This is a genomic window from Bacteroides fragilis NCTC 9343, assembly GCF_000025985.1.
Taxonomy (GTDB): domain Bacteria; phylum Bacteroidota; class Bacteroidia; order Bacteroidales; family Bacteroidaceae; genus Bacteroides; species Bacteroides fragilis.
This window is the reverse complement of sequence record NC_003228.3, coordinates 1,048,549-1,061,987: the sequence shown is the minus strand read 5'-3', so window position 1 is coordinate 1,061,987 and position 13,439 is coordinate 1,048,549. Positions and strand designations below refer to the sequence as shown.

Below are 13,439 nucleotides of genomic sequence, written 5' to 3'. Positions count from 1 at the left end.
TCTCTATTTATTTCTATTCTCAAACCCGCTTACTTTGCAATATCAATTAAACCATTTAATAACATGAAACAGACACGAGGCTATTTACTACTTATCTGCATCGTCTCAGCCATGGGCGGATTACTGTTCGGCTATGATTGGGTTGTTATCGGAGGAGCTAAAATCTTCTACGAACCCTACTTTGGTATTGAAAACTCTGCGGCTCTACGTGGCTGGGCTATGAGCAGCGCACTGATAGGCTGCCTGGCAGGAGCCTTGCTCTCAGGAATCTGGAGCGACAAATACGGACGCAAAAAGATGCTTGTCATAGCCTCATTCCTGTTTGCACTTTCGGCTTGGGGTACGGGAGCAGTCGATCATTTTTCCTACTTCATCTTCTATCGCATTGTAGGAGGATTGGGCATCGGCATCGCATCCAACATTTCTCCCGTATATATTGCAGAGGTATCTCCTGCCCATGTACGCGGCAAATTCGTATCGCTCAACCAGCTCACCATCGTATTAGGTATCTTATTGGCACAATTGGCCAACTGGCAAATCGGGGAATACTACACACAAGGTTCCGATATACTCAGCGAAACAAGTGTGCAATGGGCCTGGCGATGGATGTTCTGGGCAGAACTGATCCCGGCAGGAATTTTCTTCCTGTTATCGTTCATCATCCCCGAAAGTCCCCGTTGGCTGGCTACCGTCCATCAACAGGAGAAAGCACAAAAGACACTGACACGCATCGGAGGGGAAACGTATGCCCGCCAAACCCTGGAAGAACTGAACCAACTCACTCAATCTCAAGGCAACCGGCAAAACAATGAATGGAAATCGGTCTTCCGCCCGGAAATGCGCAAAGTACTGATCATTGGAATCGTTCTGGCCATATTCCAGCAATGGTGCGGCATTAATGTTATCTTCAATTATGCCCACGAGATCTTTTCATCAGCCGGATATGCCGTTTCCGATGTACTGATGAACATCGTAGTGACCGGGATTACTAATGTGATATTTACGTTCGTCGCCATCTATACGGTAGACAAATGGGGACGTCGTACACTGATGCTGATCGGTTCGGCAGGATTAGCGCTGATTTACCTTATATTGGGAACCTGCTACTTCCTGGATGTAAACGGTTTACCCATGCTTCTACTGGTGGTACTTGCCATCGCTTGCTATGCTATGTCACTTGCCCCGGTAGTCTGGGTGGTGTTATCCGAAATCTTCCCCGTGAAAATACGAGGTATGGCTATAGCCATCTCTACCTTCTTCCTTTGGGTGGCTTGTTTCATACTGACCTATACCTTTCCGGTATTGAATGAAAGTATAGGTGCCGAAGGAACTTTCTGGCTATACGGTGGTATCTGCCTGGCCGGATTCCTGTTCATACGCCAAAACCTGCCCGAAACAAAAGGGAAAACACTGGAAGAAATAGAAAAAGAATTAATCAAATAATACATAGAACAAAATGAAAGAAAGTGTTAATGTATGGGAGGAAGACATCCTGCTCCCTACCTATGGCATCGGACGCCCTGAGAAAAACCCGATGTTCCTGGAGAAACGTGTCTACCAGGGAAGCAGCGGAGTCGTATATCCGTATCCGGTCATCGAGAAAATTGAAGATACCTGCGAAGAGAAAAGTTATCATGCCGTATGGCTGGAGAACGAATACATCAAAGTCATGATCCTGCCCGAACTGGGAGGACGTATTCAAATGGCATTCGACAAGGTAAAGCAACGGCATTTTATCTATTACAATCACGTAATAAAGCCGGCACTGGTAGGACTCACCGGTCCCTGGATCTCCGGAGGCATTGAGTTCAACTGGCCTCAACATCACCGTCCCAGCACCTTCTTGCCGGTGGACTACAGCATCGAACGATGTAAAGACGGAAGTGTCGTTGTATGGGTAAGCGAACGGGAACGGATGTTCGGTCAAAAAGGAACAGCCGGATTTACGCTCCGCCCGGGACGTGCCGTACTCGAGATACAAGGAAAAGTTTCCAACCCGACTCCGCTTCCACAAACTTTCCTTTGGTGGGCCAATCCGGCCGTAGCGGTCAATGACTGCTATCAGTCAGTATTCCCGTCGGATGTCAACGCTGTATTCGATCATGGAAAACGGGACGTGTCTCGTTATCCTATTGCTACCGGAACCTACTATAAAATGGATTATTCTGCCGGCGTAGATATTTCCAGATATAAAAATATTCCCGTACCGACCTCCTACATGGCAATCCGGTCTAACTATAATTTTGTAGGCGGGTACGAAAATGATACACAGGCAGGTGTCCTGCATGTGGCCAATCATCACATATCTCCCGGAAAAAAACAATGGACCTGGGGAAACGGGGATTTCGGACAGGCATGGGACCGCAACCTGACTGATGCTGACGGTCCGTACATAGAACTGATGACCGGAGTCTATACGGACAATCAACCGGACTTCAGTTGGTTGCAACCTTATGAAGAGAAGACTTTTACCCAATACTTCATGCCCTATCGGGAATTGGGAGTTGTGAAAAACGCCTCCTCCGAACTCTTAATGAATCTGGAAACCGAAGGAGAAGAATGTCGTTTGAAGCTGTTTGCCACCTCGGCTCAGCAAGGATTACGCATCGTAGTCCGTCAAGCGGGTGTGATACGCTTTGAGGAAATCCGTAGCCTCTCGCCTGAACAAATATTCGACCGGCTGATCCCCATAAATGATCTTCACGAAGCGGAAGTCATTATCTACGATACCAACGGACGAAAAAAGCTAAGTTGGAAGGCCGAACCGGAAACAATCAAAGCAGTTCCGGAAGCAGCCAAACCCGCCCTTGCACCGGAAGAGATCAAAACCAACGAAGAACTCTATCTGACCGGACTGCATCTGGAACAATATCGTCATGCCACTTATTGCCCGACCGACTATTATCGGGAAGCACTCCGCCGGGACAATGGAGATGCACGTTGCAACAACGCCATGGGACTATGGCTGATACGCAAAGGAGAGTTTGCGCAGGCTGAACCATATCTTCGGAATGCCATTGCCCGACTCACCGAAAAGAATCCTAACCCCTATGATGGAGAAGCTTTCTATAACCTCGGACTTGCTCTAAAATTTCAGGGAAAAGATGATGAGGCCTACGATTCGTTCTATAAATCGTGTTGGAACGCGGCATGGCAAGACGCAGGCTACTATTCGCTGGCCCAGATTTCCGTGTCCCGCAGCAATTGGGAAGAAGCTCTCGAAGAGATTGAAAAATCCCTTCTCCACAACTGGCACAATCTGCGCGGACGCCATCTGAAAGCAATCATACTCCGCCATCTCGAACAAAAAGAGGAGGCTCTTGCCTGGATAGAAGACTCCTTGAAGACAGATACATTCAACTTCGGTTGCCTGTTCGAAAAATACCTGATCACCCGGAATGAAACAGTATTGCTCCAACTTCGGAACCTAATGAAGCGTGGAGCACCCGATTACGAAGCACTGGTGCTCGACTATACTTCTGCCGGACGATTTGAAGAAGCACTGGCTGTAGCCGAACTTGCCATTGCCCAACCTGTCGGTGAACAGACACTCTTACATTATTACAAGAGTTGGTGCCTGATCCGTCTAGGAAAAACAGCCGAAGCACAAATAGCCATTGCCACTGCCGAAAAAGAACCGGCCGATTATTGTTTCCCCAATGCCCTGGAAGCGATAGAAGCCCTTCAGTGTGTAGTCGACTTTGCAGGAAAAGCCCCCAAAGCACTTTATTACCTGGGAAATCTATGGTATGATAAACGCCGGTATCCCACTGCCATCGCAGCCTGGGAGCGCTCTTCGCGCGAAGACGAGACATTCCCCACCGTATGGCGTAATCTGTCACTGGCTTACTTCAACAAAATGAACCGTCCGGACGAAGCTGTCGCCTTACTGGAAAAAGCATTCCGCCTGGATCACACGGATGCCCGTGTACTGATGGAACTGGATCAATTGTACAAACGGCTGAACCGTCCGCACATAGAAAGACTGTGCTTTCTGGAACAGCACATAGATATCGTAATGACCCGTGACGACCTGTATTTGGAATACGTCACTTTACTGAACCAAACCGGGCAATATCGGGAAGCAATCCGACGGATAGACCAAAGAAAATTCCATCCGTGGGAAGGAGGAGAAGGTAAAGTACCCGCACAATATCAGCTGGCACGCCTGGAACTAGCAAAGGAGTTGATAAACCGGAAAAAATATGATGACGCACTCGCCTTAATAGATGAATGCTACATATACCCTACCCATCTGGGTGAAGGGAAACTACCGGGAGCACAGGAAAATGACTTCAATTATTACAAAGCATATATCCTGCAACAACAAGGGAGACCGGAAGAGGCTCACAGCCTGTTCGTCAAAGCCTGTTCGGGAAACAGCCAGCCAGCCGCTGCCATGTATTACAACGACCAGAAACCGGATAAAATATTCTACCAAGGACTGGCATACCGGAAATTAGGAGAGGAAGAAAAGGCACGCAGCCGGTTCAACCAATTAATTACTTATGGAGAAGAACATCTCTTCGACCGATTCAAGATGGATTATTTTGCCGTATCTTTACCCGATCTTTTGATTTGGGAAGACGATATGGATAAAAAGAACCGCATCCACTGCAACTACCTGATGGCACTGGGACATCTGGGACTGGGAAATAGAACAAAAGCCGAACACTTCTTTGATATAGCCGCCTCAATGGATAACAATCATCAAGGAGTACAAATTCACCGGAAATTAATGAATACCATTCTATCATGAAACAATCTTTTCAAAACACCCGGTACCGGGCGATTCTGCTCCTGACCGGATTGATGCTTGCCATGACCGCTATGGCGCAAACCCTAACGAATGATGCTCTTGACTTGTCGGGCATGTGGCGCTTCCAACTGGATCCGATGGGATTCGGTAAAACTCCCGGTTCGGAACTCTATCTGGACAAGCTCTCTGAAACCATTATGCTCCCCGGATCGACAGACCAGGGAGGTAAAGGTATTAAAAATACGGCACGCTACGTAGACCGTTTAAGCCGTAAATTCGAATATCAGGGAGCCGCCTGGTACCAACGTGAAGTAGTGATTCCGGAAGATTGGGCAGATCGGGAGATTTACCTGAAGCTGGAACGTTGCCATTGGGAAACCACCGTCTACGTGGATGACAAAGAGGCAGGAATGAAAGAGCACCTGAGCACACCGAACACGTTCGTATTGACTCCGCTACTTGCTCCGGGAATCCACACACTGACCATTTGCGTAAACAATACACTTAAATATCCGATGGATCAATGGAACCATGGAACAACCGAATATACGCAGACTAACTGGAACGGAATAGCCGGAGACATCTCACTATATGCCAAGGAGAAAGCGCATATCCGCCAGATCAATGTATACCCCGATGTCAGCTCGAAAGCAGTGGAAGTATCTGTACAACCCGCTCCCCTAAAGACCGGACAGACAGGAAAACTGGAGCTATGCATCCGCGAGCAAGGAGGTAAAATAATAGTCCGCCAAACACTGAATGCAGACAGTCTTCAGGTACATACAGGCATACGCCAAACGCTCCCGATGGGAAATAGGGTGAAACTCTGGGATGAATTCACACCTTATTTATACGAGATAGAAGCCAGTTGGAACGTAGACGGAAAGACAGATACTCAAACCCGAACTTTCGGCATGCGGAACGTAGAGCAGGGTAAACATCATATCCGCCTGAACGGAAGAGACATTCACTTACGTGGAGTACTGGATTGTGCAGTCTTTCCCCTGACCGGTTATCCGTCGACAAATGTGGATGACTGGAAACGCATCTTCACCACCATTAAAGAATATGGAATGAATCACGTACGCTTTCACTCCTGGTGTCCGCCGGAAGCCGCTTTCGAAGCCGGTGACGAAGTAGGTATGTACCTCCAGGCCGAACTTCCCATGTGGATCAAAGATGTGGGTAAATATCCTTACCGGCGTGATTTCTTTGAAAAAGAGATGTATGCCATTCTCGATGCCTATGGCAATCACCCCTCTTTCATCCTGATGTGTAACGGCAACGAAAACGAGGGTGACTTCGCCGTATTGGAAGATCTGGTAAAAAAGGCACAGAAGTATGATAACCGACGGCTCTATAGCGCCTCGACCGCACGTACTCATACTCCTTCGGATCAGTACTATGTGTCGCATGTCACCTCGAAAGGATGGATTACCGTATACGAAGGAAAGCCATCGACTGACTGGGACCGTTGCAAAGAATCGGATATCGATGTACCGGTGATTGCTCACGAAACCGGACAACGCTGTATGTATCCCAACTTTGAGGAAATGAAGAAATATACCGGCGTTGTAGAAGCACGCAATTTCGAGGTATTCCGCGAACGGCTTGCCAAAAACGGCATGTTGCACCAAGCCAACGATTTCTTCCGGGCAACCGGAGCACATACGGTGCTGCAATATAAAGAGGTAAACGAATCGCTGCTCCGTACTCGCAACTCCGGTGGTTTTCAGTTGTTGGGACTGGCCGATTTCCCCGGACAGGGCAGTGCCTTTGTAGGCATCCTCGACGCTTTCTGGGAAAGCAAAGGACTGGTAACACCCGAAAAGTTCAGAGAATCGTGTGCTCCGACCGTACTCCTGGCACGTTTACCCAAACGCACTTTCAGAAACGGGGAAAAACTAAAGGCAAAAATGGAAATTTACCATTTCGGTAAAGATGCCCTGAACAGCCGGAAACTGAACTGGACACTGACCGGTGAAGACGGAACCGTATACCACAAAGGAAGCCTGAAGACAAAAAGCATACAACCTGCTACGGTAGATTCACTCGGAATCATCGAACTCCCCTTGAACGGGATGGACAGTGCCCGCAAACTGACCTTGAAGGCTGAGCTGGGCGGTATACACAATGAATGGGATGTGTGGGTATATCCGGAACAACCGAAAACGGAACAGCACAACTTTGTCTACACCCGTACCTGGAATGACGAAACCAAACAGTGGCTCAACGAAGGCAAGAATGTACTGTTAATTCCTGAAAAGTGTAAAGGACGCAAAGCGCACTTCGCCAGCCATTTCTGGAACCCGATTATGTTCAACTGGAATCCAATGATCGTAGGTACACTGATCGATAACGAGCATCCCGCCTTTCGCGACTTCCCCACCCGGAACTATGCCGACTGGCAATGGTGGGACATCCTGAACTATTCGACAGCCCTGGAACTCGACGAACTGAAAGAAATCACCCCATTGATACAGAGCATTGACTCATACGAGACCAACCAAAAACTGGGTATCTCGTTCGAAGCTAAGGTAGGAAAAGGAAAACTATTCGTGCTCTGTGCCGATCCGGAAAAGAAAATCGATGAAAGACCTGCGATGCAGCAGTTACTAACGTCTGTCCGTAATTATGTGTCATCCGGGCATTTCAACCCGACAAAGAGTTTACCCGTTTACCTGTTGGATGCACTTTTCGCCCCGGCATCCGAAGAGAAATCCGGAGGCAAGGGTAGCAAGGCGATCGAATTGCTATTGAATAAATAGTCAGACGAATCTTAAAATACATTAAAAGAATAGCGGTCGCTCTATGGTGACTGCTATTCTCATTGTATTTATAATAGCACAAGTCTGAAAGTAGAACATTATAAACTGATCTTTTTTAATATTATGAAAATCAAACTACTATTACTACTCTGTTGTGGTCTGTGGAGCAGTTGCAACTCGTATGACTATTGTCCGGTCACTCCTTCAGAGAGTGATCTTGTATTCACCGGACTTGCCCGGTCGTGGGACGAAGCAATGCCCTTGGGAAATGCTACCGTCGGTGCCTTGGTATGGCAACGTGACTCCACCCTACGCCTGTCACTGGACAGAACCGATTTATGGGATTTACGTCCGGTAGACAGTCTGTCGGGAGATAACTTCCGCTTCTCCTGGGTAAAAGAACATATTCGTCAAAAGAACTATCTGCCCGTACAGAAAAAGCTGGACTGGCCTTATGACATGAATCCCGCGCCGTCCAAGATTCCCGGAGCTGCCATCGAATTTCCATTAGAGCAGATCGGCACTCCGACTCAGGTAAGACTTTACCTGAACAATGCCTTATGTGAAGCAGACTGGGCAGACGGAACACAAATGCAGACTTTCGTTCATGCTACCGAACCGATCGGATGGTTTGTATTCCGTAACCTGAAAACCCCGATAGAACCCTCCATCATCACTCCTGTATACAATAAAACGAAGCCGGATGGCAGCCTCGATCCGGTTTCGGGACAAGATCTGCACCGATTAGGCTATCAACAAGGAAAAGTGGTTCGTGAAGGAAACCAAATAACCTACCATCAAAAGGGATACGGAGACTTTTCGTATGACGTAACAGTCTGTTGGAAGCAAGAAGGCGAAACCTTGTACGGTACCTGGAGCGTCACCTCTTCCTTATCCGGCGAGCAAGCTTCCGAAAAGGCAGAAGCCGCCCTGCAACGCGGTCTAAAGCATGATTATCAGGCACACCTGGAATATTGGGACAAGTACTGGGCACAATCATCGATCACTCTACCCGATTCTGTACTGCAAAAACAGTATCAGAACGAAATGTATAAATTCGGTTCCACTACCCGCGAACACTCATACCCCATCTCCCTGCAGGCTGTATGGACAGCCGATAACGGCAAACTTCCGCCCTGGAAGGGAGACTATCATCACGATTTAAATACCCAGCTAAGTTACTGGCCGGCCTATACAGGCAATCACCTGACCGAAGGAATGGGCTATCTGAACACGTTGTGGAACCAACGGGATGCATACAAACGCTACACCCGCCGCTATTTCGGTACCGAAGGGATGAATATACCGGGGGTTTGTACCCTGACAGGAGAACCCATGGGAGGATGGATACAATACTCCATGTCGCAAACCGTAGCTGCATGGCTGGCACAACACTTCTATCTGCAATGGAAATATTCGGCAGACCGCACTTTCCTCAAAGAGCGTGCTTATCCATTCATCAAGGATGTGGCAATCTATCTGGAGCAAATTTCAGAAGTTACCCCCGAAGGAGTACGTAAACTGGAATTCAGTTCAAGTCCCGAAATATTCGACAACTCCCTGCAAGCGTGGTTCAGCGACATGACCAATTATGACCTGGCAATGATGCACTTCCTCTTTAAGGCTACTTCCGAACTGGCACACGAACTGAACCTGGCCGACGAAGCCGGACACTGGGCATCCCTGGAAGCCCAACTACCGGATTACGACATAGACGAAGAAGGTTGCCTCACTTTCGCCAAAGGATATCCCTACAAAGAATCACACCGTCATTTTTCACATGCCATGGCTATCCATCCGCTGGGACTGATAGACTGGAGCGACGGAGAAAAGTCACAACACATCATCCGCGCCACCTTGAAGAGACTCGATAAAGTAGGGCCGGACTACTGGACAGGATATTCATACAGTTGGCTCGCCAATATGAAAGCCCGTGCATTCGATGGTGAAGGTGCCGCACAAGCCCTGAAAACCTTTGCGGAATGCTTCTGCCTGAAGAACACCTTCCATGCCAACGGTGACCAGACCCAAAGCGGCAAATCCCGCTTCACTTACCGCCCCTTCACGCTCGAAGGTAACTTCGCTTTTGCAGCAGGCATACAAGAAATGTTGCTGCAAAGTCACACAGGCGTAATACGCATCTTCCCGGCAATACCGAAAGAATGGAAAGATGTATCCTTCGAAAACTTACGCGCCATGGGTGCATTCCTGGTATCGGCCCGGATGGAAGGTGGAGAAATCAATCGGGTACGCATCTATTCGGAGAAAGGCGGCATGTTGAAAATGGCCCGTCCCGGTACATTGAAGCCGAATAAGAACTATACTTTATCCGGCACGGATATCTTGAACATAGATACTCAAGCCGGTGAATGGATCGAGTTGAACCCTTAATGCACTCCGACAAAAAGTCAAGAGTGTATATATAATGTCATTTTGTATTTTCTACCCGGTATAGCTTCTGCTATATCCGGGTAGTTTTCTTTGCGGTGATCAAAAACGCCTTTTCCGGCAATCAGGCTTTTGCAGAATATCACCTTTCCCGTCTGTTCAGATACACATCCCTACCCTTTCCGGCAAAAGCGCCACATTCATCTTCATCAAAAGGTGTAAACGGCTACATTCTGACACTTTTCCGACATTAACCGACACACGGCTAAAAAGTGAAAAAGAGGCGGAATAAGAGCAATGAATTTTATCTTCTGACCTAATGTAACTTTAGTTCTAATGAAATAGAGCGTTGGTTCTAAACGAATGCCGCCTCCCTTTTAAAGAAAGAAAACTTTCGTTTAATAGATTTCATGCATAGATATTGGAAAAATTTCACCTTTTACGTATTTTTTTGCAGTTTACATCCGTTTTTTATGCAGTCCTCTTCTCTGCCAGAGCTATTTTACCCCAATTGCGAGTCAGCAAAAAACAGGATATACTATCAGAATCACACCGATTGAGTCATTCTTCTTTCAGAAATCAAAAGTAGTTTTAAAGCCGGTCATTTATTAAAATAATATAAATTAAAACTATTATACCGAGGGTAGCCCCCCAATGGTGTGTATTTATAACGTATATCAAAAAGTAAATAATAAGCTCGAGCAACCTAACAAAGGAAAAGAATCTCATAAAAGGAACAGAAGAATGAAAGACAGAGTTGCAACCCACAACACACTACACGCAGCATTATATACCCCGGACAAACATTGCACTACCGGGTTCAAACAACTTGTAAAAGATGACATTATCAGGCTTTTGCAGAAAGAAAAGCCAGCCTGCTGCAGAGATGGCAACTTCCGTTAAAGAACAGAAGCAGCCATCTCTGTAGACCGACAGGAATTGTCCTGTTATAATAATAACCGGAATATCTATGAATTAAAGATGTAACAGAGAACGTTTTAATCGCATAAAAGATAAGAGTTGTGAAAAGTATTCTTATCTTTGCACGATAGAAATGAAACACTATTATTAACAACAATTTTATTAACTAATCAAATCTTATTCAAACATGTTTAAACATCTAAATGCCCTGTTTATCGGACTTGCTCTGTTTGCATGCACCTCTGGTGCCGTAGCACAAACCATCAAGCCTATCGAGACTCCAGTGCCTGTACGTCCCGCCGGACAAAAAGATGTAGTCGGACTGACTACTCCTAAACTCGACGTGGTACGTGTCGGATTCATTGGTTTGGGTATGCGTGGTCCGGGTGCAGTAGAACGCTTCACTCACATCCCCGGAACACAGATCGTAGCCCTTTGTGACCTTATCCCTGAACGCGTAGCCGGCGCACAGAAAATCCTGACAAAAGCAAACTTACCGGAAGCAGCTTCTTACTCCGGAAGTGAAGACGCTTGGAAAAAACTTTGCGAACGTAAAGATATCGACCTCGTTTATATCGCAACAGACTGGAAACATCACGCACAGATGGCTATCTACGCTATGGAACATGGCAAACACGTTGCCATTGAAGTTCCTTCGGCAATGACGCTGGATGAAATCTGGGCTTTGATCAACACTTCAGAGAAAACTCGCAAACACTGTATGCAGCTTGAAAACTGTGTATACGACTTCTTTGAACTGACTACCCTGAACATGGCTCAACAGGGTGTATTCGGTGAAGTGCTGCACACAGAAGGTGCTTACATCCACAACCTTGAAGACTTCTGGCCGTACTACTGGAACAACTGGCGTATGGATTACAACCAGAACCACCGTGGCGATGTATACGCTACTCACGGCATGGGCCCGGCTTGCCAGCTGCTCGACATTCACCGTGGTGACAAAATGAACTACCTCGTATCTATGGATACCAAAGCTGTAAACGGTCCGGCATACATCAAAAAGACAACCGGCAAAGAAGTGAAAGACTTCCAGAACGGTGACCAGACTTCTACATTGATCCGTACAGAAAAAGGTAAGACTATCCTGATTCAGCACAACGTGATGACTCCGCGTCCTTACAGCCGTATGTATCAGGTAGTAGGTGCTGACGGCTATGCAAGCAAATATCCTATCGAAGAATATTGCATGCGTCCGACTCAGATTGCTTCAAACGATGTACCTAACCACGAAAAGCTAAATGCACACGGTTCTGTACCGGCTGACGTTAAAAAAGCGTTGATGGACAAATACAAACATCCGATCCACAAAGAACTGGAAGAAACTGCCAAGAAAGTAGGCGGACACGGCGGTATGGACTACATCATGGACTATCGTCTGGTTTACTGTCTGCGCAACGGTCTTCCTTTGGATATGGACGTTTATGACCTTGCAGAATGGTGCTGTATGGCCGACCTGACCAAGCTTTCTATCGAAAACAGCTCTGCCCCGGTAGCTATCCCCGACTTTACTCGTGGAGCATGGAACAAGGTGAAAGGTTACAGACACGCTTTCGCAAAATAATAAAACTTCTTTTTGACACGGGTTTCACGAGTCATCCGGCAGTTAGTTCGCTACACAAAGCCGGCCGGTTCGTGAAATCCGTGTCCGATTATAAGACTACACAACCCATCCATGAAGATGAAAATATCAAAGCCCTCTAAACAGGGAGTAATCAGAGAAACGAAAGACTACTTAATGATTGCCTTGGGAATGATCCTTTACGGCATCGGATGGACTCTCTTCCTGCTTCCTAACGACATCACCACCGGTGGAGTACCGGGCATTGCCTCTATTGTTTATTTCGCTACCGGATTCCCGGTTCAATACACTTACTTTGCCATCAATGCTGTCTTGCTGATGGTATCCCTCAAAGTGCTGGGATTTCGATTCAGTCTTAAAACCATATTCGGTGTATTCACTTTAACCTTCTTCCTGTCCGTTATCCAAAAGTTAACCGCGAACGTAACCTTGCTACACGATCAGCCGTTCATGGCTTGCGTGTTGGGTGCTTCTTTCTGTGGCAGCGGCATCGGTATTGCTTTCTCAGCCAACGGAAGTACGGGAGGAACCGATATTATCGCGGCTGTCATCAACAAATACCGCGACATCACTTTGGGAAGAGTCATGCTGATATGTGACCTGATCATTATCTCTTCCAGCTATTTCGTACTGAAAGACTGGGAAAAGGTAGTATATGGATATGTGACCCTTTATGTTTGCAGCTTCGTACTGGACCAGGTAGTGAACAGTGCGCGCCAATCGGTACAATTCTTTATCATCTCCAACAAGTATGAAGAAATAGGCAAACGCATCAACGAATATCCGCACCGGGGAGTAACCATTATCAATGCAACCGGATTCTATACCGGCAAAGAGCAGAAGATGATGTTCGTCCTGGCAAAAAAACGGGAGTCAACCATTATCTTCCGGTTGATAAAAGACTGTGACCCGACTGCTTTTGTCTCGCAAAGCGCAGTAATCGGCGTATACGGAGAAGGCTTTGATCATATAAAAGTTAAATAAATTATCATTCTAATACCCT

General features: G+C 46.9%; 6 protein-coding genes. All 6 read left to right on the top strand.

The annotated features are described in order from the left end of the window. Window positions 1–63: 63 nt before the first annotated feature. A complete protein-coding gene (locus BF9343_RS04030) occupies window positions 64–1,443 on the top strand; it encodes a sugar porter family MFS transporter (RefSeq protein ID WP_010992222.1) in 1,380 nt (459 codons plus the stop codon). Window positions 1,444–1,456: 13 nt separating this feature from the next. Continuing rightward, a complete protein-coding gene (locus BF9343_RS04025) occupies window positions 1,457–4,759 on the top strand; it encodes a DUF5107 domain-containing protein (protein WP_010992221.1) in 3,303 nt (1,100 codons plus the stop codon). Next, on the top strand, window positions 4,756–7,527 hold the full coding sequence (locus tag BF9343_RS04020; protein WP_010992220.1) for a glycoside hydrolase family 2 protein: 2,772 nt from the start codon (window positions 4,756–4,758) through the stop codon (window positions 7,525–7,527). Before BF9343_RS04025 ends, BF9343_RS04020 begins: the two co-directional genes overlap by 4 nt. A gap of 123 nt (window positions 7,528–7,650) precedes the next feature. Continuing rightward, window positions 7,651–9,918 carry a glycosyl hydrolase family 95 catalytic domain-containing protein gene (locus BF9343_RS04015; protein ID WP_010992219.1) on the top strand — a complete coding sequence of 756 codons (2,268 nt, stop codon included), beginning with the start codon at window positions 7,651–7,653 and terminating at the stop codon, window positions 9,916–9,918. A 1,105-nt stretch (window positions 9,919–11,023) separates the two neighbouring features. After that, window positions 11,024–12,418, top strand: a complete 1,395-nt coding sequence (locus BF9343_RS04005) for a Gfo/Idh/MocA family protein (RefSeq protein ID WP_005785179.1) — start codon at window positions 11,024–11,026, stop codon at window positions 12,416–12,418. Window positions 12,419–12,529: 111 nt separating this feature from the next. After that, the gene (locus tag BF9343_RS04000) at window positions 12,530–13,420 is read left to right on the top strand and encodes a YitT family protein (RefSeq protein WP_008769516.1); all 891 of its coding nucleotides are present in this window, start codon (window positions 12,530–12,532) and stop codon (window positions 13,418–13,420) included. The last annotated feature ends 19 nt before the right edge of the window (window positions 13,421–13,439 follow it).